The organism is Iodidimonas muriae (genome assembly GCF_014647255.1).
GTDB classification, from domain to species: domain Bacteria; phylum Pseudomonadota; class Alphaproteobacteria; order Sphingomonadales; family Rhodothalassiaceae; genus Iodidimonas; species Iodidimonas muriae.
Genome location: NZ_BMOV01000001.1, coordinates 1 through 21,820, shown reverse-complemented (window position 1 = coordinate 21,820; position 21,820 = coordinate 1). Strand labels below are relative to the sequence as shown.

Below are 21,820 nucleotides of genomic sequence, written 5' to 3'. Positions count from 1 at the left end.
GCGTTAAGGAAAGCCGCATGATGCTCCGTCTGTTTGTCATATCCCTGATTTTGGGCAGTTCGCTCACGACGGCGGCTCTTGCCCAGATGCAAGGCCCTTCCCGCAATCCGGGGAAAACCACTTTGATGATTTTGGCTGAACGTTTGGGCCGTGCCGCAGGGAATGCTGAATTTTGCGGGTACGACCCTGACAATGTGGAAGAGTTTATCGCCAAATCCATGGCGCGGCTGGCCAAGGAATCCGAAGACAAGGTGCTGCTGGCGGGAAGCCGGGTAGAATTCAATGCCCATGCCGCCTATGGCCGCTCGGAAGGGCCTGAACAGGGCTGTGACAGCTTCAGTCTCGATTATGCCGAGGTAAAGCGCATCCTGCTTTACTGAACGCACCCTCGCCTTCACCGTGCCACTCCGACCGTCTCACGGCCAAGGCTAGCGAATAGTGGAAACGTCCGGTCCGGCCAACCGGATGATAAGAGGGCCTACAATGGCCTCTTCCTGATCCGGCCAAACGCGCTCCAGCGCCTTTTCCACGAAATGAGCCAGAACGGGGCCCACACGGTTGCTTTCATCCGTTTGAGCAAAGGCAAAGCGCGGGCCATCATAATTTGAATCGAGGGAAAAATCGGCCACCAGCGGAAAGGTCATTTTATCTTCGAAGATCTTGTGTCCATCGGCATCACGTACCTCCAGTTTTCCCACAACATAGCTATGGGACGCACGCAGATAAGCCACCGGATGATTATCGACCTTAATCCGGTCCAGCTTGAGACGAATCTCTCCGGCGAAATCCGGCACCGCACGGGCAAGATTTCTGGCCACCATTCCCCGAACAAGGGCTTCCACCGTATAGCCATGCAAATCGGGGATCAGCCGCTCGCCCGCCCATTCCACATCCCGAAACAAGGACACCCCCTGGCTTTGCAGGCTTGAACGCATCCCCGGCTCATCCACAAGGCTTTTACGAAAGCGTTCCTCGCGGATGCGTTCCACGCGGTTGATCACTTTCATCCTTTTGAGCAATTTGCCGGAAAATTCAATATCCAGCTTATAGGCAGGTGCCGTGGCTTCTGTTGTGGTGTCTTGTGCATAGGAGCGCCCGGCCCCCACAGCCCCACAGACACCAATAACAAGAGCCAAAATCACCGACGTGGCGCGATACATACAGTCGTCCTTAAGGGTCAGCGATTGAATCTTATCTGTTCATTGGGCCCGCTAAGCCGGATAATGATCGGCCCTTCGATCTCTTTTTTCTTGTCGGGCCACAAATCCTCAAGGGCCTGTTCAACGAAATAGGCAAGGGTCGGTCCCACACGATTGGCTTCATCATTTTCGACGAAAGCATATTTATCACCGTCATAAGACCAGTCCACAGACGGGTCCACCACCAGATTGGCGGTCAGTTTTTCCTTTTTCAAAACGCGCCCATCGGGGGCCAGCATTTCCACCTTGCCGCTGATATAGGAATTCGCTCCGGTGAGAAACGCCACAGGATGCGATGACACACGCATGTTCTTGATGGTATAACGAATCGTGCCTTTGAACTGAGGCGCCGCACGCTGAAGATTATCCACCGTCAAGGCTTCTAACAGATTGACGACAGTATAGTCTTTCATATCGGGGATCAGCCGTTCCCCCGCCCATTCCGTGCCATAGGTGCGTATTTTCGCAAAGCGCTGTATGGCGGATCTAATGGCGCTACGATCATCCGAACCGGTGCGCCGAAAACGATCTTCCAGAGATTGTTCGATAGAATTGATGCTGCCCATCCGCCGCGCCAAGCCTTTGGAAAAGGTGGCTTCGACCTGCACTCCAGAGCTCTCTGGCACTTTATCCTGCGCGATAGCGTTCATGGAAAACACCATGGCGCCAGCCCCAAAAGATAGAGCCAGCGTCAAACGCCTCAATGAAAACTCCGGCATATGCATCTCCTATGCCCGTGATTTTGACAGATGAGTGTGGCACAGCCAAGCTGAACCAAGTCTGAATGATATGACTGCCATGGCCTGAGTGTCGGATTTTCCCGCGCTCCAAAGAGTATTTTCTTATGCAAAGCCACTTGCCTGCGCCCTGCGCACCAGTTTCTGGAGTGAGCCTGCCCCGCTTCGCTTTGGCGGTGGCCTTTCTGGCTGTGGTCCTCCTTTCGGCTTGCACCAGAATTGAACAGGGCCTTGCCGTGCTGAGCCATGATGTATCCACCCGCATCGCACCGATACCGGCAGGTGTTTATCATAGCGATCCCGACCATGTTTTTGTGCATTTTTCCCTGTGGCATCTGGATTATAGCCAATTCACCGGACGTTTCGACGATGTTGCCATTGCGCTGCATTTCGACCCTTCTGCCCCCACCCAAAGCCAGTTGGATGTAGACATCCCTGTCGCGTCTCTCAATAGCGGCAGCGAGGCTATTGACGGCATGCTGAAGACTGAATTTTTCGATTTAAAGGCCCATCCATCCATTCGCTTTACTGCAAACACCACCACCCTTCTTGATGCCCAAACCGGCCAAATCGAAGGGATTCTGGAAATGAATGGCCGAACGCGCCCCCTCGTTTTAGAGGTGGTATTCAACGGCTATGCCAAAAATCCGCTGACCGGCGTGCCAACCATGGGCTTTTCCGCGCATGGAGAGCTTGATCGTTCAGATTGGGGTTTGGGGAAATGGGTGCCTGCGGTGGGGAAAACCGTCCGTTTGCAGATCGAAGCGGAACTGGTTCTTGGCCCATAAGAAAGGGCCGGAAAATCCAGCCCTTTCTCTTGATGCTTATCCTTGAAACACCTGGTGCTTATTCATCGCCGCCAAGCGGGATCGGGATGAAGTAGAAATCGCCATTGCGATAAAGCCGCAACAAAGCCGCCGACCGGCCTTCGGCGCGAATATCGGCAATCGCCGCACTCACATCGCCGGACGTTTCCACCGGCTTGCGGTTTACCTCGACGATCACATCACCGCGCGCCACCCGTTGACGCAGATCCGGGGCCACTTGCAACACAAGGGCGCCATTGACATCATCCGGAACATTGAACTGCTGGCGCAACACGCCATTAAGATCGGACAGTTCCATCCCCAATTCTTCCGTCACAGACGGTTGGGCCGTATCTTCACTGTCTTCAGGGCGCGGACGCTCGCCCGTAACCACGGACAGCTTTTTGCGATCCCCACCGCGTAGGATGGTCAATGTGGCTTTTTCTTCAACACCAAGGGAACTGACCACTTTCACCAAAGCGGCGCTGTCTTCCACCTTTTCCCCATTGAATTCGATGATGATATCGCCATCTTCCACGCCCGCTTTTTCCGCCGGGCTATCGGGGGTGACGGAATTCACCAAAGCTCCTTTGGCATCATCAAGACCCAAAGCATCGGCTGTCATCCGATCCACGGGCTGGATCTGGACACCCAGATAACCGCGCCGGGCATAGCCAAATTCTTCAATCTGCGCGATCACCTTGCGGGCTTGATCCGACGGGATGGCAAAAGCGATCCCCACATTGCCGCCGGTGGGGCTGAAAATCGCTGTGTTAATGCCGATCACATTGCCATCCAGATCAAAGAGGGGACCGCCAGAATTTCCCCGGTTGATCGAGGCATCCGTCTGGATGAAATCATCGAATGGACCACCGCTGATCTGGCGATGATGCGCCGATATGATCCCCGCCGTTACCGAGCCACCAAGGCCAAAGGGATTGCCGATGCTCAGCACCCAATCACCAACACGGGCCTTGCCAGAGCTGCCCCATTGCACAAACGGGAAATCTTCATCCGATTGAATACGCAACAAGGCCAGATCGCCTTCTGCATCGCGGCCGATCACTTCGGCTTCATATTCTTCACCGTCAACCGTGCGCACCGTCACTTCATCAGCAGACTCGATCACATGATTATTGGTGACCACCAGCCCTTTGGCATCAATGATGAAACCAGAGCCAAGGCTTTGCAGCTTGCGGGTTTGCGGTTCATCGCTGCCATTGGGCTGACCGCGGTTCAAGAACTCTTCGAAAAAATCTTCAAAGGGCGAGCCCGGAGGAAAAGGCGACCGGCTGGACCGGGCTTCAACCGTTTGCACGCTGGAAATATTCACCACCGCCGGGGACAATTTTTCCACCAGATCAGCGAAACTTTCAGGCATTTGACGCGCGTGCGCCGAGAGAGCCAAAAGCATTGAGATCACGAGGGCAGACATCAGCACGAGGCTGAATGCGAGAAATGTCTGCGTCTTAACGGTCAAAGATGGTCTTTGTGCTTTTGCTGTCGCTGTTATTGGGCGCATGGCCACTCCTTTCGCAGGTCTTCATTTCTTATAACGCGTCGCATCATTTGATTTTCTGCCGCCGCCTGAGCATATCAGAGCATATGCACAAGCAGCGGCAAGGGATCATCCCCGGATCGCCCAGATGGCGACAAAGCCCAGACAGACAGCCACGGCGCCCATCAGGCGTAAACGCTGCACAGGTTCGAGCAACATCATGGCGTAAAGACGGCGCATGAAATCCGGTGCAAGGGCATAGCCCAAACCTTCAAAAACAAGCGCCAGTCCCACTGCCACACCAAAATCGCCCCAATCAAACATCATGGGCTAAACCTCGGCTCAGTTCTTCTTCTCCGACCCACGCAGATAGCCCAGATATTCGCTATCCGGTGACAAGATCACCGTGGTGCTGCTGCCCTTCAGAGAATTCCGATAGGCTTCCATGGTGCGATAGAATTCAAAGAAATCCACGTCCTTGCCAAAGGCATCGGCAAAAATCTTCACCGCAGACCCATCGCCTTCACCGCGTAGCTTCTGGGCATCCCGGCTGGCTTCCGCCAACAAAACCGTGCGTTCACGATCCGCCTGTGCGCGAATACGTGCCGCCAATTCACGGCCTTCGGCGCGGGCTTCTTCCGCTTCCCGCTCCCGCTCGGTACGCATCCGTTCAAAGATGGTTTTCGAATTGGCTTCCGGCAGATCCACCCGGCGCAAGCGCATATCCACCACATCGATACCAAAACGCTTGGCATTGGCATTCACACTGTCGCGGATGGTGGTCATCAACCGGCTGCGCTCACCGGACACGATGGTCCGCAAAGGCTCGGACGCCAACACCTGACGCAAATTCGACGCCATGATGGTCTGGATCCGGCTTTTCGCCCCCAGTTCATTGCGCACCGTTTGATAGGTGAGCAAGGGATCGGTAATGCGGAAACGGGCAAAGGCATCCACTTCCAAACGCTTCTGGTCAGATGCGATCACTTCCTGCGCTGGAATATCCAGATTCAGAATACGGGAATCGAAATAATTCGCCTGCTGCAGAAACGGAATTTTCCAATGCAGGCCCGGCTCTTTCACAACACGGCGCGGATCGCCAAACTGCATGACGATAACCTGCTGGGTTTCCCGAACCGTAAACAGACCGGTGCTGGCCACAAGAATGAGAGCAGCCGCCAAAACGAGGAGGATAATACTGCGTACGCTCATTGTCCGCCTCCATTCGTGGATGTGTTGCTGCGCCGCTTGATCTCGGGAAGAGCCATATAAGGAACCACTCCGGTCCCGGACTTGTCGTCCATGATCACTTTTTCCATATCGGCAAAGATATTTTCCATCGTTTCAAGATAAATGCGCTTCTTCGTCACATCCTTGGCCTGCGCATATTCCTCATAAACCGATAAGAAACGGGCCGCATCCCCTTGGGCCTGAGCAATCACCTGCTCTTTATAGGCTTCGGCTTCTTGCAAAAGCTGATTGGCCCGGCCACGGGCTTCGGGAATGATCTGGTTGGCATAACGATCGGCTTCATTGCGATAACGCTCGCGGTCGGCTTCAGCGGCCTGCACATCGCGGAACGCATCGATCACCTCCAAGGGCGGGTCCACCTTTTCCAGCTTCACCTCACCAATAAGGATACCTGCGCCATATTCATCCAACGCTTTTTGAAGTTCCCGGCCAGCTTCTTCTTCGATGGCACCACGGCCTTCGGTCAAAACACGCTGGATCTGGGTCCGCCCGACAATCTCACGCATGACGCTTTCCGCCACCGCTTTCACGGTGTCTTCCTGCGGCGTTTGAATATTGAACAGATAATCGCGGGCATTGTTGATCTGCCAAAACACCGTAAAGGCCACATCGACGATATTTTCATCGCCGGTAAGCATCAGGCTTTCATCCAGCAAGCTGGTCGGACGGCTGCGTTGCGCCATGCCTTGGCGGAACCCCACATCCACACGGTTCACAACCGTCACCGCCGGAGTCATCACGGTTTCAATCGGCCAGGGCAAATGCCAATGAAGGCCCGGCAAGGTGGGTTGTTCGGCGGCTTCGCCAAAGCGCAAAACAATGCCCTGTTCATCGGTATTGACCCGATATACGCCGGTGGCCGCCCACAATAACAAGGCGATCACGATCAAAAGCACGATGCCGCTTTTTCCGCCGGCCCCACCGGGCAAGACTTTTTGCAAGCGTTCCTGACCTTTGCGCATCAGATCATCAAGATTGGGTTGTGGTCCTTGTGGACCTTTGGGGCCATAAGGGCCGCGGGGCCCTTGCGGGCCGTTGGGGCCAGTTCCCCATGGGCCTTTACCCCCACCACCGCCGGTATTTTGCCACGGCATAAACGCTCTCTCCCCTTCGTATATCCCACAAAGCACAGATCACAGGATCATCCCATAATGCGCTTTTGCATAAAAACTCTGTCTCGCTATATATGGGAGCAAGCCCCGTGTCGCAATGTCACCTTTTATTAAACTGCGACAATTGGGTGGCACTTTTTCCCTTTTTGTCAAACTGCAGGCCATGAATGACCCCAACAAAAGACCAGATTTTAACCGCCCTTGAAACCGTCATCGACCCCGAACAGGGAAAAGATATCGTCAGTCTTGGGTATATCAGCGGCTTGGTGATCAAAAAGGGGAATATCGGCTTCGCCCTGGATGTGGGAACGGTGGAGAAGGCCCAAAAGATGGAGCCGGTGCGTTTGGCTGCCCAAAAGGTGGTCAGCGCCCTTCCCGGCGTCTTATCGGCGACGGTGGCGCTTACAGCAGAGCGCCCGCCGCAATCCAGCGGCCCGCACCCCGCCACGCCCCCGTCTATGCACGGCGCGGCCAAAGCCGGCCCACCTGCTTTGGAAGGCATCAAACAGGTGAAAGCTATCATCGCTGTGGCCAGCGGCAAGGGAGGCGTCGGAAAATCCACCACCGCTGTCAATCTGGCCATTTCCCTTGCCCGCACGGGATTGAGCGTGGGCCTGATGGATGCGGATATTTACGGCCCCTCCATCCCGCGCCTAGTGGGATTGTCGGGACGGCCGCATGTCTCGGGCAAAACCATCGAGCCAATGGAAGCCTTTGGCATCAAAACCATGTCTATCGGCTATCTGGTGGAAGAAGAAAAAGCAATGATCTGGCGTGGCCCCATGGTTGCGTCGGCTGTCACCCAGCTTTTGGGCGATGTGAATTGGGGCGCCTTGGATGTCCTGGTGGTGGACATGCCCCCCGGCACCGGCGATGCGCAGCTCACCTTGTCGCAACGGGTTCCTTTGAAGGGCGCGGTGATCGTTTCAACGCCACAAGACATTGCGCTGATCGACGCCCGCAAGGGATTGGCCATGTTTGAAAAGGTGGATGTGCCCGTGTTCGGCATCATCGAAAATATGAGCTATTTCCTATGTCCGTCTTGCGGCGAGCGTTCGGACATTTTCGGCCATGGCGGCGCGCGGGAAACGGCCGCCAATCTCGGGGCGGATTTCCTGGGCGAAGTGCCACTGCATATGCGCATCCGCGAAACATCGGATCAAGGCACCCCCATCAGCGCCAGCGCCCCCGAAAGCCCACAGGCGCAAGCCTATCTGGACATTGCCAAAGCCATCGCCGCGCGATTGCAGCGGGCCGATAAAAAAGGCCCCACCATCCGCATTGATTGAAAACCAGAAAGGGCGTCCATGTTCAAAAATCCATCCGACGACCACATTCATGCGCTATTGGAGCGCGTGAAAACCATCGCCGTTGTAGGAGCCAGTCTCAAGGATGGCCGCCCCAGCCGGGGTGTCGCCCGTTTTCTGATGGATCAAGGCTATCGGGTCATTCCGGTCAATCCCGCCTATGAAGGACAGGACTTTGCCCCCGGCGTGCCTGTGCTGGACAGTCTGGACGCCATTGGCCACCCGGTGGATATGGTGGATATTTTTCGCCGGTCGGCCGATGCGGGCAGCGTGGTGGATGAGGCCATCCGTATTGGCGCAAAGGCCGTCTGGCTACAAGAAGGCGTGTGGGATGAAGCGGCGGCACAGCGCGCCGAAAAGGCTGGCCTTATGGTTGTGATGGATCGCTGTCCGGCAAAGGAAATTCCCCGGCTTGGGGTGAAAGCAAAGGGATAAAACCCGCCCAACCGCAGCGAAAATCAAGAACCGGCGGCCCAAAACCGCCGGCTTTGATCAAAAGGATCAATCAAACAGGCTGGACACCGACGTTTCGTGGCTGATGCGGTTCATGGCTTCGGCGATCAGCGGCGCGATGGTGATACGCCGCACTTTCTTTGAAACGCGCACCGCTTCCGTTGCCAATATCGAATCGGTAATCACCAATTCCTTCAACGAAGAAGCACCAATACGGGCCACAGCCCCGCCAGACAGAACCCCGTGGCTCACATAGGCCGATACGGATTTCGCCCCTGCCTGCATCAAGGCATCGGCGGCATTACACAATGTGCCCGCCGAGTCGACGATATCATCCACCAACACACATACCCGGCCTTCCACATCGCCGATGATGTTCATCACTTCCGATACACCGGCCTGTTCGCGGCGCTTATCCACAATGGCCAAAGGTGCTCCGACCCGCTTGGCATAGGCGCGCGCCCGCACCACACCGCCCACATCGGGCGATACGATCATCAAATCTTCGGGGGAGTAATTTTCTTTCAGATCGCGGCCCAGAACCGGCAGCGCATAAAGATTATCGGTGGGGATATCGAAAAAGCCCTGAATCTGTCCGGCGTGAAGATCCATGGTCAGCACCCGATCGGCCCCTGCGGTGGTGATCAAATTGGCCACCAATTTCGCAGAAATGGGCGTGCGCGGCCCCGGTTTTCGATCTTGTCGGGCATAGCCGAAATAAGGAAGAACGGCGGTGATTCGGCGCGCCGAAGCTCGTTTCAAGGCATCGATGCACACCAGCAGTTCCATCAGATGGTCATTGGCGGGGTAGCTGGTGGATTGGGCGACGAACACATCCTCGCCGCGTACGTTTTCGTGAATTTCGACGAAAATTTCCTGATCGGAAAAGCGTTTCACGCTGGCTTTCGTCAAAGGAATGTTGAGATAAGTGGCGATGGCTTCAGCTAAGGGCGGGTTGGAATTTCCAGTAAGAATTTTCATTCTGGGCTCCGTCTGAGCGATTTTATGCCTGCAATGACAGCGGCCGGAACGTTCCTTCAGGCCAAGCCCCTAGGGGGCTGACCTTTCCGCCGGGTTGGCGTGCTCTTAGCAAGCGGTGCCCCCCCTTGTAAACCACTCCGCTTTGCTAATTGGTCTCATGTCTGCGCGAGAGTGATCACCGAAAGCTGCCGACCATAATCCGTTGCACCTTCATGGGTTGAACGACGATAGCTAAAATAGGCATTTTTATCGCAATAGGTGTCTATCCCCAAAGGCTCCACCTGCGACACTCCGGCACGTGCCAATTGCCCGGCCACAGCCCCTTCCAGATCGAATTGGAAAGCCCCCGCACGCACGCCTTTGGCAAAGAAATTGGCAAAAAACGGGTCCACCGCCTGAAACGCCTGCCGCACCTCGTCCCCCACCTCATAAGAGGCTTGGGCAATGGCGGGGCCGATGGCTGCGATTATCCGATCGGAACGGGCACCATGTTTTTCCATTTCCGAAACGGTGGCCGCCACAATGCCCGAAACCGCGCCGCGCCAGCCCGCATGGCACGCAGCCACAATGCCCGCCATTGGATCAACCAACAAAACCGGCGCACAATCCGACGTGACGATCCCCACAACCAAGCCCGGCTGATCGGTGACCAAAGCGTCGCAGCGCGGCGGATTGGCCGAATCGAAATCCGCCCCTGCATAATGGGCAATGGCGCTGTGGATCTGATAAGGCGTGGCCAACGCCGCGCCCCCCACAGTCGCGCAAATCCGGCGACGATTTTCCAAAACCGCCGCCCCGTCATCATCTGAGCCGCGCCCGGCATTCAGGCTTTCATAAGGACCGCTAGAAACCCCGCCCCGCCGGCCAAAAAACCCATGCTCCAACCCGTCACAGGCGGAAAGCAAAGAAGAAGTGGCACAAGGGGGGTGGCGTTCAGACATCTGGCGCCTCGCTGATTTCTGCCTCTACCGTTGGCCCGTCGCCGGGTTGGATGGCCATGGCCTTGAACAAGGTTCCCATCATATCCGGTGCCGTTAAGCGGCGCACGGCGGCTTTGATATCGCAGGCCTGCTTTTCCGTTGCACGCCGGCACAACAAGGCCGCACGGATTTCAATGCCCAGATCCCGTAAGAAATCGCCTTGTGTCACCGGCCCTTCCACCTGCGCACCGGCCTGCAGCGCTACCTGGGACAAATGGTCGAAATTCACATGGGCGGTCAGATCGCTTTCGCCGGGCTTATGGAACACATCAACGCGTTGATGGCGGCGAATGGCCTGCAATGTTTCCCCTGCTGCGCTCTGTTCATAACCATAATCGATGATCAGCGCTGCCCCGCCATGGCTGTTGATACGCTTGGCGATGTCATCGGTGATGGAAAGCGCTGCCGGGCATAATTCCACCAGCGCCCCTTCTTCCACCATTTGCAATGTTTCGGGGATCAAAGCCGCCTGTGCCGAAGCCGGCCCAAGGCACCAGTCAAAGCCCTTCCCGTCACTGGTTACATGGCGTTCTGCCCAGCCTGATGCTGTGCGGACAAACTGATAAATCGGCAAGGCATCGAAAAATTCATTGGCCACCAAAAGCATCGGGCCTTCGGGCACATCGGCAAAGCGATCATGCCACTGGGCCTTTACCTTCTTTCCTTGCGCCTTTCGCAAGGCTTCGTTGGATTCCACCAGATGAATATCAAGGGCCTGTGCCAAGCCGGGAACCACGGCCATGGCCCGCACGGCATCGGCCATCAACGTGCCGCGCCCCGGCCCCAATTCCACCAACCGCACCGGATCAGGCCGCCCCATGGCTTCCCACCGATCCGCCAGCCAAAGTCCCAATAATTCGCCAAAAATCTGCGAAATTTCCGGCGCGGTGATAAAATCACCTTTCGCGCCCAAAGGATCGCGCTTTCGGTAATAGCCATGATCGGGATGCATCAACGCTTCCGACATATAGCGATGCACGCTGATCGGCCCGGTGGCATTGATCAGGGCGTGCAGATGTTTGGACAGCGGTGTTGTCACCCTTTGCCTCCGGTTTTTGCGGGTTTGCGCTCTCCCACATCTTTCAGCAAGCGCGGCATCCGGTCGGTCAAGGCGCTCCACATCAGCCAGCCCCCGAACAGGATCATCGGCAGGCTGAGAAGCTGCCCCATGGATATGATCCCCGCCAACAGCCCCAAATGGGCATCAGGCTCGCGGGCGAATTCCACCACATAGCGCGACAGGCCATAGCCGAAGAAAAACAGCCCCACCAAAAGGCCGGGCTTGCGCCGGACCGTTTGCGACCGAAAAACCAGCCAATTGATGGCAAGAAACAGAACCAGCCCTTCAAGCGCTGATTCGTAAAGCTGGCTTGGGTGGCGCGGCAATTGGCTGGGATCGCTTGGGAAGACCATCGCCCAAGGGACATTGGCGGCGCGGCCCCATAATTCCCCATTGATGAAATTGGCCAATCGCCCGAAAAACAGGCCAATAGGGACAGCCGCAGCGATCATATCGGAAAATCGCAAAAGCGGGATCTGCTTTGACCGGGAATAAAGGATAATCGCCAGCGTTACCCCGACCAGGCCACCATGAAAAGACATGCCGCCATCCCACAAACGCAAGATGGCCGCGGGATCTTCCAGATAGGCGGCGGGCTTATAAAACAGCACATAACCAAGGCGGCCGCCCAAGATCACCCCAAGGGTGGCCCACATCAGAAAATCGTCGATCTGCTGGCGGGTAATGGGAACCCCAAGCGTGGGGGCCACCTTCCGCACCCACCACCAACCGCCCATCAATCCTGTGAGATAAGCCAATGAATACCAGCGGATCGGCAGGCCGAAAATGGTCACCAGAACCGGGTCGATCTGCGGATAGGCCAATACGCCCAGAAAGGATATTCCGTGCATCAATTCGTGCCTTTCATTGGCGGGAAACATGCGATATGTGCCCGCCATCATCATGCACAAACACGCCCTGTCAAGGTGGTTCCCCGCCTTGAATTTTGGCGACTTGCAGATGAAGCGTAAAACAATCTTTGCAATGCATCCGTCCTCGCCCCATATTCAGCTCGTAATTGAGATTGCTGGAAAGACGAAACTCCCATGCAGACAGACAATCGATTCCTCGATGATCTGGCGAAACTGGCCACAGGCGCTGCCGGTGCCCTGACTTCTGTGCGCTCTGAAGCAGAAGGGGCGGCGCGGGCCTGGCTGGATCGCCGCCTTGGTGAACTGGATCTGGTAACCCGCGATGAATTTGATGCGGTAAAGGCCATGGCCGCAAAAGCCCGCGAGGAAAATGAACGCCTGAAAGCCCGGCTCGAGGCCTTGGAAGCAGGCCGGAAGCCCGCACCAAAGGCACCGGCCAAAGCGGCAAAAAAGGCCTCCCCGGACGCTTCGGCAAAGGCCAAAAAATCCGCGCCGGATAAAAGCTGACCCCCGCCCCGCATCTTGCCCGACACACATTGTGGGGCAATGCGGGAAGTTATCCACAAGATATTGAGGCTGACCCCCACAGATTTCTTGCGCAGACACGGCTTGAATGGCAGGCTTTCCCTGTTGGTTTAAAACCATGGGAGGCTTGTATCTTGGCGTGTTGCCCAAGACCTTGCGCATAAAACGCCCGGATCTGTGAAGATCCCCGGCGGTTATGGCCGGGGAGCAGCCAAAGGAGTGAAAGAGCATGACCACGCTCATCGCCGACGACGACACCGCTCCGGTTTCCAACCCCCTCGATCTGGTTGAGGAGCTTGCCAACGTCAATGATTGGGTCTTCGACCGTCAGGAAGATGAACTAACCGCTGCCGTTACCGGCGGATATTGCGAATATCAACTCCGCTTTTTCTGGCGCGAAGAAGAACGCGTTTTGCAAATTGCCAGCGTGTTCGATGGCCGCGTTCCCGAGGCCAAACGGGCAAATGTTTATGAAACGCTGGGCCTGATCAATGAACGATTATGGCTTGGGCATTTTGAAATGTGGTGCGATGAAGGCTTGCTGATGTATCGCCACGCCACCATCGCCGATGAAGAAGGCACCGGTCTTTCCGGCAATCATCTGGCGATCATGGTAGAAACCGCATTGAGCGAATGTGAACGCTTTTATCCGGTCTTCCAATTCGTGGTCTGGGCGGGGAAAACCCCGAAAGACGCACTGGATGCCGCCATGCTGGAAACCATGGGCGAGGCTTGAACCAAAGCCTCACCCAACGAATCAGCCTTTACCGGGTGCGCGGGCACAGCCTGCCGCCCGGTTTTCATTAAAACAGGCTCATCTGCTGGCTATCTTGCCGGGGCGCAACAAATCGCGTGCAGTCCAAAGGCTCGAGCCCCATATGAAAGCCCAGTTTTTTCACCGCCAAACGAAAGCGCTTGGAAATCATATCTGCATAAGCCCCCTGCCCGCGCATACGGTGCATGAACCGCGTGTCATAGAGGCGGCCATTGCGCATATTTTTCACCAAGCCCATCACCCGATCCGCCCGGTCAGGGGCTTCTTCCGCCAGCCATTCGGCAAACAAGTCCTTGATTTCAAGCGGCAGGCGCAACATCACCCACCCCGCTTCCCGCGCCCCCGCTTCATAGGCTTTTGCCAAAATTCCTTCGATTTCATGGTCGTTCAAGGACGGGATCACCGGAGCCACCATCACCCCTGTTCTTATGCCGGCCTTTGCCAGCGCCGAAATCGCCTGCAAACGCCGCCCCGGCGTGCTGGCCCGTGGTTCCATATGACGGGAAAGGCGGTGATCCAATGTGGTGACAGACAGCGCCACCTTTACCAAATTCCGCCGCGCCATAGAGGATAGAATATCCAGATCGCGCCCTATCAAAGCGGATTTGGTTATAATGGTCACAGGATGGGACGCTTCATCAAGCACCTCAAGAAGACGGCGCATAATCTGCCGATCCTTCTCGACCGGTTGATAAGGGTCTGTATTGGTGCCGATGGCAATGGGCCGACAACGATATCGCGGACGCGCCAGTTCCTTACGCAACAAATCGGCAGCATTGGGCTTTGCAAACAGCCGCGTTTCAAAATCCAAACCGGGCGATAGCCCCATATTGGCATGGCTGGGCCGCGCATAGCAGTAAATGCAGCCATGTTCACAGCCACGATAGGGATTGATCGAGCGATCAAAGGGAATATCGGGCGATATATTGCGGGTGATGATGGTTTTCGCATGTTCATCCGTGACCGTGGTTCTGAGCCGCGGGATATCATTCTCATCCGCCTCATGGTGCTCGGCCTGTGCACCCCCAGCCCCTTGGCTTGCCGTCCCATCATGCCAGCCATCATCGAAAGACACCCGCGCATAGGCTTCATGCCGCCCCGAAGCATTGGAGCGCGCCCCTCGCCCACGCCTTTTCTCAGCGCGAACGAAGGCCGTTTCTTCCAATGGTGATTCTGTGATTTCCGGACGTGTTCTCATGGGCGCAGTTTACGCGCCTACAAGAACAAATCAAGAACAAATAGTCTTGTCTCGTCGCAAACAATCAGTCCGTTCGGGCGCTGGCTTTATAATCCGCCTCCAATTGCGCCACCAGTTCTGCAACGCTTGGCACATCATGGATAGCACTCACGCCTTGCCCAGCGCTCCAGATGCTTTTCCATGCCTTGCCTTTTTTCTTATCGCCCGTTTCGCGCATGGATAGATCCATATTCACGGCTTTCATAACCGCTCCCGGCGTCGGGTCGATACCTGCCGCCTTCAGGCTGGGGGCGAGAAAATTCCCCAAGATCCCCGACACCTGATCCGTGTAGATAATATCGTTCATTTCAGACTGGACGATCATGTCTTTATAGGACTGATCCGCCACGCTTTCCCTGGTGGCAATAAAGCGTGTGCCCATATAGGCAAAATCGGCGCCCAAAACCTGTGCCGCCCGGATAGACCGGCCATCAGACAACGATCCGGCCAATATGATGGCGCCATCGAAACGCTCGCGCAGCTTGGGAATAAAGGCAAAGGGGTTCAGCGTGCCCGCATGGCCACCGGCTCCGGCACAAACGGCGATAATGCCATCCACGCCCGCCTCAATGGCCTTTTCAGCATGGCGCATATTGATCACATCGTGAAACACCAGCCCACCATAGGCATGAACCTGAGCGACAATATCGCCCGGATGCCCCACCGATGTGATGACAAGCGGTACTTTGTGTTTCACCACCAGCGCCGTATCTTCTTCCAGCCTGCTGTTGGAACGATGCACGATCAAATTCACACCGAAAGGTGCGGCATCGGCCTCAAGCCCTGCCTCCAGATCATCAAGCCACGCATCGAATTGCTCCACCGGACGGGCATTCAGGCTGGGGAATGTCCCGATCACCCCGGCATTACAGCAGGCCGCAACAAGCTTGGGGCCGGAAACCAAAAACATCGGGGCGGCAATAACGGGAAGCCGCAAGCGGTCTTTCAAAGCAACGGGCATAGCCATATCGGGCAGTCTCCTTGAAGATATTTCCCCCATAGTGCCCTGCCCCGTTCCCTGTGTCACGGTATCACTTCACAGAAAAAGCACGATCAGTGACCGGCCCAAGAAGCACGCACTTTGACCCAGAATCTGCGCCCTGTCTTCATGGTCGCAGATCCCTCAAATGCACCGCCGCGACATATCCTGTGGCTTGATATCTTCCGTCATGTGGAAGGTGAATAGATGAGCAACGCCGAACTGCTTGACCGGCTCCCCCTTATAGGTCGGAGGCTCATAACGGATGCGCTGTGCCGCGCTTATAGCTTCTTGATCGAACACATGCGGCGGCTCGGCCCGGACAACATCCACATTGCTCGTCCGTCCCGTTTCTTCCACTGTAAATTCGACCATGACACATCCTTCGATGCCCTCATCAACGGCAGCCTTGGGATAGCGGGGGGCAACATATTTCAACGGTGAATTGCTCCATTCCTCGTTCGCCATCAACACCCGTTGCGCCTCTGCATTACCAACCGCCGCCTGCGCCCGGAGCACACGCGGATAGAAACCAGACGGCAGACCCTTTGTTTTCATCAATTGCGCGAAGATCCGTTGCGCTTGCCTGTTTTTTCCAGCCCGAACAAGCGCCGATGCCCGAAGTTCCTGCACCACCGCTTGCTCGTATACACGCAAGTCCCCGCGCGACAAGATCCGGTCGATACATAAAAGGGCAATATCAAATTCCACCGGATCAGCAGTGGACGGCAAAGCTACCATTTTCTGTTCACAGCCAGTCGCCGCTTCATAGACCGCATTGCGCATCACACTATGCTTCGCCTTGCCAAATCCATCAGCGGAACAGGCCGTAAGAATAAAAAGCACCAATAAAATAATCATCCTGTTCATAAAATTTTCCCTGCCAGTCTTCGAATTTGATCGTAAGGGCTATCATTGGAGCCTATATTTTCACGCACCCTTTGCAACAAAAGCGTATTTCACTGCCCCTCGTTCGAGGGCTGACAGGCGCGGCGATATCCCAATGTCCTGATGATAACCACCGCCACACCCACAGCCATGATGCCGATAGCCACGGTGCCTGCCATCTGGATCGGCAAAGCCAGCCAGCTCAGAAAATAGCCCAGACCCGCAATCACAAAAATCCAGCCATTGCCGCGCAGGATTTTCTGCATTTTCGCCGAGGCGACCCGTTTGGGAAGGCTATTGGCGTAATAAAGGAAAACCGCACCGATGATGATCCCGGATATCCGTTTTGAAATATTGGCTGCCCCGTCAAAAGCACCTAAAAGGGCGCCCAAAGTCGCCGCCAAAGACACGGCAAGGATGATGCCACCAAAAATAATGCCTTTATAAAGGCTGGCCAAAGCCGCCGACCGGCGCGTTGCATCCGCGCATTTCAAATGGACGAGCAGCAAAGCCCCGCCCCCGGCTATGGGCAGAAAGAGCGCGGCAACTGCCATGGGCAGGATGCGGGAAGGATCAAGCATCCCTTGCCAAATGGCCAGCCCTGCCACCGCAAGAACAATAACCGATGCGGCTGTTTTCAGAGATGTGTGTGCTGTCATGACACGGGGTCCTCTTTTTTGTTTTCGCTGTTCTTTTTTATCGCTGGCGGCGGGGCCGTTTCGCCCAGCCCGAACACACGGGCAAAGCCCAAAAGCGCATCTTCCAGAACCGATAGCTTCAAATGATAGAGGATGGTTTTTCCTTGCCTGACCGCTTCCACCAGATCGGCTTCTTTCAACACCGAAAAATGCGCCGACATGGTGGGCTTGGAGACATTGAAATGCGCCGCAAGTGCTCCTGCCGATTGCGGGCCTTCCCGCAAAAGTTCCAGAACGCGGCGGCGCGTCGGGTCGGATAAGGCTTTAAAAACTGTGCTCATGAATAGACAATTAGCTAATTATCTAATCATTGTCAAGAAAAATACCGGCCAAGGCCCATGGCCTGGCCTTTATGCAAGGCGGTATCACTTATTGAAAGCGAAGACCTATATGGCCCCCGGACCATGTCCGGGGTGCCGATATCTATTTGAAGGAGAAGGGTAAAAACAACGGGTCCAGGCCCCAAACCCCACTCAGGGCCATTTGGCTTCAGGTGGCAAAGACATCAAGATCGCGTCGATATTGCCGCCGGTTTGCAGGCCGAATTTGGTGCCCCGATCATAGACCAGATTGAATTCCGCATAGCGCCCGCGTTTTACCAAAAGCGCTTCGCGTTCCGCATCGGTCCATTCTTTATCCATATGGTTGCGCACCAGTGCGGGATACACATCATTGAAGGCCCGTCCCACATCGCGGGTGAAGGAAAAATCTTCCTCCCAATCGCCGCTATTGAGCTGATCGTAAAAAATACCGCCAACCCCGCGCATTTCATTGCGATGCGGCAAGAAAAAATATGTATCGCACCATTCTTTAAAGCGCGGATAATAGCTATCGTCATGGGCATCACAGGCGGCTTTCAAAGCGCTGTGAAATGTTTTGGTATCGGCCTCATCGGGGAATGTGGGGGTAAGATCGGCGCCGCCCCCGAACCATGATTTGCTGGTGACAATCATGCGGGTGTTCATATGTACCGCAGGCACCAAAGGCGATCGCATATGCGCCACCAGAGAAATGCCCGAAGCCCAAAAGCGCGGATCTTCTTCCGCACCGGGGATCTGCTTGTTGAAAGGCTCTGCGAATTGTCCATAGACAGTGGAGATATTCACCCCGACCTTTTCAAACACCCGTCCCCGCATGATCGACATTTCACCGCCGCCGGTATCCCCCGTTTCATGGGCTGCCGCATCACGTTTCCAGCGTTTGCGCTCGAACCGTCCGGCAGGGCGATCAGACAACGGCCCGCGATAATCGGATTCCAACTTTTCAAAAGCCTCGCATATCTGATCACGCAAACATTCAAACCATGTGGCCGCGCGGGCTTTTCTGTCTTCCATTATCGCCCCTTGGTCCTCATTATCGGTCATCATCGTCGCCATCATCGACACCCCTTCACTCAGCCTGCTCGATCACAGGGAAGGCTCCGGTCTGGCGCAAGGATTCGCCCAACACCAACGCCGCAGCCATTGCAATATTCAGTGATCGCATGCCCAAATGCATGGGGATGGTCACCCGTTCATCGGCCGCATCATGAACCCTTTGCGGCACGCCCTGACTTTCCTGCCCCAAAATCAGGACATCATCTTTGAGATAGGTCAAATCCGTATAAGGCTGAGCGGCTTTTGTCGTCAACAAAACGGCTCGCCGCCCGGCCTCCTTGCGCCACGCTTCAAATGCACACCAATCCAGATGGCGAAAAATGCGCACATGATCGATATAATCCATGCCCGCCCGCCGCAGCGCCTTTTCTGAAAAGGGAAAGCCCGCAGGCTCGATCACATGAACCGCCGCGCCAAGGCAGGCGCCCATGCGCAAAATAGTTCCGGTATTTTGGGGAATATCCGGTTGGAAAAGAGCAAGATCCACCATCGGCCAGACATTTCATGAAAGCTGCACACATGGCCACGCCAAGGCCAGCGTGCCACACCAGCCCCTTTCCTACGTCATTCAAAAGAAATTGCAACGGCAAGCCCGCGGGCAAAGCCGGTCAGGCATGCCCTGAAAGCGATGACAGCATGGATATATCAACACCCATCATGGCCATGGCGCGCGGCCACATATCATCGGGAGCGGTGCAAAAAACCAGTTCTTCATCTGCTGGGCATGTCAGCCATCCATTGGACTGGATTTCTTGTTCCAGCTGGCCCGGCGACCAGCCCGCATAGCCCAATGCCAGAATATGCTGGCGCGGCCCCGTCCCTTCGGCAATGGCTTTCAAAATATCCACAGTCGCGGTCAGGGCGATGGTTTCGCTGACAACAAGGGTGCTGTCCTGAATGAAATCATTGGTATGCAGCACAAAGCCCCGCCCCGTTTCCACCGGCCCCCCTGCGAAAATGGGCACATCCTGAACGGTGCCTTCGGTTTCAATATCAAGCTGATCCAGCAATTCAGAAAATGTCAGGGCCGTAAGATATTCATTAAGCACCAGCCCCATGGCCCCTTCTTCGGAATGGGAGCACAGATATATAACGGATCGGTCGAACCGTGCATCCGACATGCCCGGCATCGCAAGCAGCAATTGCCCTTCCAGATATCCGCTTTGTCTCGACACCGATAAGGATCCTTTGTCATATGAAGTGATAGATGGCCAAACGCGCTGGCGTGACCGTCGGGCAATCCATGATCTATTCGCCGCCTAGTTTGGGCGCTTTTGGCTTGGCGGGCAAGGACAACCCGCTGTTTTCTTGCACAACAAAACAGATCAGAAGGAAAATGCGGAAAAACAGTCGGTGGAAGTCCGCACCGGCTTTGTTATGATAAAACACGGCGACGCTCTTTGTCAGAGACGGAAAGGCGCGGCACATGCTGATCAACATACGCAAAAGCTGGCAAATCCCCGAGTCCGGGGTAACGCCAAAAGCCCTGTATTACAGCCGACGCCATATCATGAAAACCATGGCTGCGGCCGGAATTGTCGGCATTGGCGCGGCGCGTTCAGGCATGCCCCCCGCAAAAGCGCAAATAGCTGCGGCCTCGCCCTATGCACAGGCTCCCTTGAACAAGGCCCTGTCCACCGAAGAACCCCAGACAGACTATAAGGCTCTCACATCTTATAATAATTTCTACGAATTCGGCACCGACAAGTCCGACCCAAAGCGCTATGCCAGCGCCATGGAAACAGAGCCCTGGTCGGTGAAAGTCTCTGGTGCGGTGGAAAAGGCCGGCACCTACAGCTTTGACGATTTGATCACCCCAAGCGATCTGGAAAGCCGCATCTACAGGCTACGCTGTGTGGAAGGATGGTCCATGGTGGTGCCCTGGATCGGTATTCCCCTGCACAAGATCATCCGCCGCCTGCAGCCCACATCAAAGGCACGCTATGTGCAGTTTGAAACCTTGGCTAACCGTAAAATGATGCGTGGCCTGCGCTTTCCGGTTCTGGATTGGCCCTATAAAGAAGGGCTGCGGATGGATGAAGCCCTGCACCCGCTGACCTTGCTGGCAACCGGACTGTATGATGCCCCGCTTCCCAATCAGAACGGCGCCCCTTTGCGCCTTGTGATCCCTTGGAAATACGGGTTCAAATCCATAAAATCTATTGTCGCCATCCGCTTTACGGAAAAGCAGCCCGTCACCTCGTGGAACCAGTTTGCGCCTTCGGAATATGGCTTTTATGCCAATGTGAACCCCGAAGTGCGCCATCCCCGCTGGAGCCAGGCCACAGAACGCCGCATCGGCGATTTCCGTCGCCGCGACAGCCTGATGTTCAACGGATATGCCGAAGAAGTGGCCGGGCTTTATTCCGGTATGGATCTGCGCACATATTTTTAAGCTCTTTTTCCAAGGCTCTTTCGTTCATGACCACGGCACAGATCCGCATCTTTGGAAAGCCGATCCTCTTTTTCATGTTGAGCCTTCCCGCCCTGTGGCTGACTGTGCAATGGGCGCTTTATTTTTCTGGAGAGCCCAATGGACTGGGCATCAACCCGCAAGAAATCTCCAACCGCTTCAGCGGGCGCTGGACCTTGCGCATGCTGATTCTCGCTTTGGCGGTCAGCCCGTTTGCGGCCCTCATCAACAAGCCGTGGCCTTTGATGTTTCGGCGCATGGTGGGGTTATTCGCCTTTTTTTATGTAACCGTGCATCTAGGCAGCTATTTAGGGCTTGATCTTGCACTGGATTTTTCGGCCCTGTGGCGCGACATTATGGAACGGGTGTATATCCTGTTTGGTGTGGGTGCGTTTTTGTGCCTTCTTCCCCTTGCCGCTACCTCCACAAAAGGCTGGATCAAACGCTTGGGGGCCCCGCGCTGGAAGGCATTGCACCGTCTGGTTTATATGGCGGGGCTCTTGGCCGCCTTGCACTTCCTTTTTCTGGTGAAAGGAAACCGGCTTGAACCCAAGATCTATGCTGCCATTATAGCGGCACTTTTGCTGTGGCGTCTTTACAGGTCCCTAGGGTCAGGACCTATTAAATTCGGGGATTCCCATTTGTTGTAATACGTGATTCACCATGGCAAAGG

26 protein-coding genes are annotated in these 21,820 nt (G+C 55.6%); 8 read left to right on the top strand and 18 right to left on the bottom strand.

From position 1 onward, the window contains the following. The first annotated feature begins 17 nt into the window (after positions 1-17). A complete protein-coding gene (locus IEX96_RS00130; RefSeq protein WP_150004550.1) occupies positions 18-380 on the top strand; it encodes a hypothetical protein in 363 nt (120 codons plus the stop codon). A 48-nt stretch (positions 381-428) separates the two neighbouring features. Here the strand turns inward: IEX96_RS00130 and IEX96_RS00125 are convergent, their stop codons facing one another. Next, on the bottom strand, positions 429-1,160 hold the full coding sequence (locus IEX96_RS00125) for a hypothetical protein (RefSeq protein ID WP_150004549.1): 732 nt from the start codon (positions 1,158-1,160) through the stop codon (positions 429-431). A 17-nt stretch (positions 1,161-1,177) separates the two neighbouring features. After that, positions 1,178-1,918 carry a hypothetical protein gene (locus IEX96_RS00120; protein WP_150004548.1) on the bottom strand — a complete coding sequence of 247 codons (741 nt, stop codon included), beginning with the start codon at positions 1,916-1,918 and terminating at the stop codon, positions 1,178-1,180. 125 nt (positions 1,919-2,043) lie between these two features. Here IEX96_RS00120 and IEX96_RS00115 point away from each other — a divergent pair, with 125 nt between their 5' ends. Next, the gene (locus IEX96_RS00115) at positions 2,044-2,724 is read left to right on the top strand and encodes a YceI family protein (RefSeq protein ID WP_150004547.1); all 681 of its coding nucleotides are present in this window, start codon (positions 2,044-2,046) and stop codon (positions 2,722-2,724) included. 58 nt (positions 2,725-2,782) lie between these two features. Here IEX96_RS00115 and IEX96_RS00110 read toward each other — a convergent pair whose 3' ends face one another. The 4 genes from IEX96_RS00110 to hflK all read right to left on the bottom strand — a co-directional run bounded on the left by IEX96_RS00110 (position 2,783) and on the right by hflK (position 6,585). Further along, complete coding sequence (locus IEX96_RS00110) at positions 2,783-4,123, bottom strand: DegQ family serine endoprotease (protein ID WP_229773418.1); 1,341 nt, start codon at positions 4,121-4,123, stop codon at positions 2,783-2,785. 246 nt (positions 4,124-4,369) lie between these two features. Beyond that, complete coding sequence (locus IEX96_RS00105; protein ID WP_229773417.1) at positions 4,370-4,567, bottom strand: DUF2065 domain-containing protein; 198 nt, start codon at positions 4,565-4,567, stop codon at positions 4,370-4,372. Positions 4,568-4,582: 15 nt separating this feature from the next. Further along, positions 4,583-5,452, bottom strand: coding sequence for a protease modulator HflC (hflC, locus tag IEX96_RS00100; RefSeq protein WP_150004544.1), 870 nt, complete (start codon positions 5,450-5,452; stop codon positions 4,583-4,585). After that, complete coding sequence (gene hflK, locus IEX96_RS00095) at positions 5,449-6,585, bottom strand: FtsH protease activity modulator HflK (protein WP_150004543.1); 1,137 nt, start codon at positions 6,583-6,585, stop codon at positions 5,449-5,451. The genes hflC and hflK overlap by 4 nt, the downstream gene beginning before the upstream one ends. Before the next feature lie 185 nt (positions 6,586-6,770). Between hflK and apbC the strand changes: the two genes are divergently transcribed. Both apbC and IEX96_RS00085 read left to right on the top strand, forming a co-directional pair. Beyond that, entirely contained in the window at positions 6,771-7,892 is a 1,122-nt protein-coding gene (gene apbC / locus IEX96_RS00090) for an iron-sulfur cluster carrier protein ApbC (protein ID WP_188873268.1), read from the top strand. Between the two features lie 18 nt (positions 7,893-7,910). Continuing rightward, a complete protein-coding gene (locus IEX96_RS00085; RefSeq protein ID WP_150004542.1) occupies positions 7,911-8,345 on the top strand; it encodes a CoA-binding protein in 435 nt (144 codons plus the stop codon). A gap of 66 nt (positions 8,346-8,411) precedes the next feature. Here IEX96_RS00085 and IEX96_RS00080 read toward each other — a convergent pair whose 3' ends face one another. The 4 genes from IEX96_RS00080 to lgt all read right to left on the bottom strand — a co-directional run bounded on the left by IEX96_RS00080 (position 8,412) and on the right by lgt (position 12,235). Continuing rightward, positions 8,412-9,344, bottom strand: a complete 933-nt coding sequence (locus IEX96_RS00080; RefSeq protein WP_150004541.1) for a ribose-phosphate pyrophosphokinase — start codon at positions 9,342-9,344, stop codon at positions 8,412-8,414. Between the two features lie 155 nt (positions 9,345-9,499). Next, positions 9,500-10,285 (bottom strand): peptidoglycan editing factor PgeF, encoded by a 786-nt coding sequence (gene pgeF / locus IEX96_RS00075; RefSeq protein ID WP_150004540.1) that lies wholly within the window; start codon positions 10,283-10,285, stop codon positions 9,500-9,502. After that, positions 10,278-11,363 carry a class I SAM-dependent methyltransferase gene (locus IEX96_RS00070; protein ID WP_229773416.1) on the bottom strand — a complete coding sequence of 362 codons (1,086 nt, stop codon included), beginning with the start codon at positions 11,361-11,363 and terminating at the stop codon, positions 10,278-10,280. Before IEX96_RS00070 ends, pgeF begins: the two co-directional genes overlap by 8 nt. Continuing rightward, the gene (gene lgt, locus IEX96_RS00065; RefSeq protein ID WP_150004802.1) at positions 11,360-12,235 is read right to left on the bottom strand and encodes a prolipoprotein diacylglyceryl transferase; all 876 of its coding nucleotides are present in this window, start codon (positions 12,233-12,235) and stop codon (positions 11,360-11,362) included. Before lgt ends, IEX96_RS00070 begins: the two co-directional genes overlap by 4 nt. 195 nt (positions 12,236-12,430) lie before the next feature. On the opposite strand from lgt, the gene IEX96_RS00060 reads away from it, so the two are divergent. Further along, positions 12,431-12,763 (top strand): accessory factor UbiK family protein, encoded by a 333-nt coding sequence (locus IEX96_RS00060; protein ID WP_150004539.1) that lies wholly within the window; start codon positions 12,431-12,433, stop codon positions 12,761-12,763. 247 nt (positions 12,764-13,010) lie between these two features. Beyond that, the gene (locus tag IEX96_RS00055; RefSeq protein WP_150004538.1) at positions 13,011-13,517 is read left to right on the top strand and encodes a type III secretion system chaperone family protein; all 507 of its coding nucleotides are present in this window, start codon (positions 13,011-13,013) and stop codon (positions 13,515-13,517) included. 67 nt (positions 13,518-13,584) lie between these two features. Here IEX96_RS00055 and IEX96_RS00050 read toward each other — a convergent pair whose 3' ends face one another. From IEX96_RS00050 to IEX96_RS00015, 8 genes are all read right to left on the bottom strand, one after another. Continuing rightward, positions 13,585-14,754, bottom strand: a complete 1,170-nt coding sequence (locus tag IEX96_RS00050; RefSeq protein ID WP_150004537.1) for a PA0069 family radical SAM protein — start codon at positions 14,752-14,754, stop codon at positions 13,585-13,587. A 64-nt stretch (positions 14,755-14,818) separates the two neighbouring features. Continuing rightward, positions 14,819-15,760 carry an NAD(P)H-dependent flavin oxidoreductase gene (locus tag IEX96_RS00045; RefSeq protein WP_150004536.1) on the bottom strand — a complete coding sequence of 314 codons (942 nt, stop codon included), beginning with the start codon at positions 15,758-15,760 and terminating at the stop codon, positions 14,819-14,821. 156 nt (positions 15,761-15,916) lie between these two features. Continuing rightward, the gene (locus tag IEX96_RS00040; protein ID WP_150004535.1) at positions 15,917-16,642 is read right to left on the bottom strand and encodes an energy transducer TonB; all 726 of its coding nucleotides are present in this window, start codon (positions 16,640-16,642) and stop codon (positions 15,917-15,919) included. Between the two features lie 89 nt (positions 16,643-16,731). Beyond that, positions 16,732-17,319: a hypothetical protein gene (locus IEX96_RS00035; RefSeq protein ID WP_150004534.1), complete on the bottom strand. Its 588-nt coding sequence runs from the start codon at positions 17,317-17,319 to the stop codon at positions 16,732-16,734. Further along, a complete protein-coding gene (locus IEX96_RS00030; RefSeq protein ID WP_150004533.1) occupies positions 17,316-17,639 on the bottom strand; it encodes an autorepressor SdpR family transcription factor in 324 nt (107 codons plus the stop codon). The genes IEX96_RS00035 and IEX96_RS00030 overlap by 4 nt, the downstream gene beginning before the upstream one ends. Before the next feature lie 192 nt (positions 17,640-17,831). Beyond that, entirely contained in the window at positions 17,832-18,737 is a 906-nt protein-coding gene (hemF, locus tag IEX96_RS00025; RefSeq protein WP_229773414.1) for an oxygen-dependent coproporphyrinogen oxidase, read from the bottom strand. Between the two features lie 10 nt (positions 18,738-18,747). Continuing rightward, the gene (locus tag IEX96_RS00020) at positions 18,748-19,224 is read right to left on the bottom strand and encodes a tRNA (cytidine(34)-2'-O)-methyltransferase (RefSeq protein ID WP_150004532.1); all 477 of its coding nucleotides are present in this window, start codon (positions 19,222-19,224) and stop codon (positions 18,748-18,750) included. Positions 19,225-19,342: 118 nt separating this feature from the next. Continuing rightward, on the bottom strand, positions 19,343-19,909 hold the full coding sequence (locus IEX96_RS00015; protein WP_229773413.1) for a YqgE/AlgH family protein: 567 nt from the start codon (positions 19,907-19,909) through the stop codon (positions 19,343-19,345). 251 nt (positions 19,910-20,160) lie between these two features. Between IEX96_RS00015 and msrP the strand changes: the two genes are divergently transcribed. Beyond that, positions 20,161-21,129 (top strand): protein-methionine-sulfoxide reductase catalytic subunit MsrP, encoded by a 969-nt coding sequence (msrP, locus tag IEX96_RS00010; RefSeq protein WP_150004531.1) that lies wholly within the window; start codon positions 20,161-20,163, stop codon positions 21,127-21,129. Between the two features lie 26 nt (positions 21,130-21,155). After that, entirely contained in the window at positions 21,156-21,797 is a 642-nt protein-coding gene (gene msrQ / locus IEX96_RS00005; protein WP_188873267.1) for a protein-methionine-sulfoxide reductase heme-binding subunit MsrQ, read from the top strand. Positions 21,798-21,820 lie beyond the last annotated feature (23 nt).

Coding starts and splice junctions, on each gene's coding strand:
- IEX96_RS00130 (WP_150004550.1), top strand. CDS start 18: ATGATGCTCCGTCTGTTTGTCATATCCCTGATTTTGGGCAGTTCGCTC.
- IEX96_RS00125 (WP_150004549.1), bottom strand. CDS start 1,160: ATGTATCGCGCCACGTCGGTGATTTTGGCTCTTGTTATTGGTGTCTGT.
- IEX96_RS00120 (WP_150004548.1), bottom strand. CDS start 1,918: ATGCCGGAGTTTTCATTGAGGCGTTTGACGCTGGCTCTATCTTTTGGG.
- IEX96_RS00115 (WP_150004547.1), top strand. CDS start 2,044: ATGCAAAGCCACTTGCCTGCGCCCTGCGCACCAGTTTCTGGAGTGAGC.
- IEX96_RS00110 (WP_229773418.1), bottom strand. CDS start 4,123: ATGCCTGAAAGTTTCGCTGATCTGGTGGAAAAATTGTCCCCGGCGGTG.
- IEX96_RS00105 (WP_229773417.1), bottom strand. CDS start 4,567: ATGATGTTTGATTGGGGCGATTTTGGTGTGGCAGTGGGACTGGCGCTT.
- hflC (WP_150004544.1), bottom strand. CDS start 5,452: ATGAGCGTACGCAGTATTATCCTCCTCGTTTTGGCGGCTGCTCTCATT.
- hflK (WP_150004543.1), bottom strand. CDS start 6,585: ATGCCGTGGCAAAATACCGGCGGTGGTGGGGGTAAAGGCCCATGGGGA.
- apbC (WP_188873268.1), top strand. CDS start 6,771: ATGACCCCAACAAAAGACCAGATTTTAACCGCCCTTGAAACCGTCATC.
- IEX96_RS00085 (WP_150004542.1), top strand. CDS start 7,911: ATGTTCAAAAATCCATCCGACGACCACATTCATGCGCTATTGGAGCGC.
- IEX96_RS00080 (WP_150004541.1), bottom strand. CDS start 9,344: ATGAAAATTCTTACTGGAAATTCCAACCCGCCCTTAGCTGAAGCCATC.
- pgeF (WP_150004540.1), bottom strand. CDS start 10,285: ATGTCTGAACGCCACCCCCCTTGTGCCACTTCTTCTTTGCTTTCCGCC.
- lgt (WP_150004802.1), bottom strand. CDS start 12,235: ATGCACGGAATATCCTTTCTGGGCGTATTGGCCTATCCGCAGATCGAC.
- IEX96_RS00060 (WP_150004539.1), top strand. CDS start 12,431: ATGCAGACAGACAATCGATTCCTCGATGATCTGGCGAAACTGGCCACA.
- IEX96_RS00055 (WP_150004538.1), top strand. CDS start 13,011: ATGACCACGCTCATCGCCGACGACGACACCGCTCCGGTTTCCAACCCC.
- IEX96_RS00050 (WP_150004537.1), bottom strand. CDS start 14,754: ATGAGAACACGTCCGGAAATCACAGAATCACCATTGGAAGAAACGGCC.
- IEX96_RS00045 (WP_150004536.1), bottom strand. CDS start 15,760: ATGGCTATGCCCGTTGCTTTGAAAGACCGCTTGCGGCTTCCCGTTATT.
- IEX96_RS00040 (WP_150004535.1), bottom strand. CDS start 16,642: ATGAACAGGATGATTATTTTATTGGTGCTTTTTATTCTTACGGCCTGT.
- IEX96_RS00035 (WP_150004534.1), bottom strand. CDS start 17,319: ATGACAGCACACACATCTCTGAAAACAGCCGCATCGGTTATTGTTCTT.
- IEX96_RS00030 (WP_150004533.1), bottom strand. CDS start 17,639: ATGAGCACAGTTTTTAAAGCCTTATCCGACCCGACGCGCCGCCGCGTT.
- hemF (WP_229773414.1), bottom strand. CDS start 18,737: ATGATGGCGACGATGATGACCGATAATGAGGACCAAGGGGCGATAATG.
- IEX96_RS00020 (WP_150004532.1), bottom strand. CDS start 19,224: ATGGTGGATCTTGCTCTTTTCCAACCGGATATTCCCCAAAATACCGGA.
- msrP (WP_150004531.1), top strand. CDS start 20,161: ATGCTGATCAACATACGCAAAAGCTGGCAAATCCCCGAGTCCGGGGTA.
- msrQ (WP_188873267.1), top strand. CDS start 21,156: ATGACCACGGCACAGATCCGCATCTTTGGAAAGCCGATCCTCTTTTTC.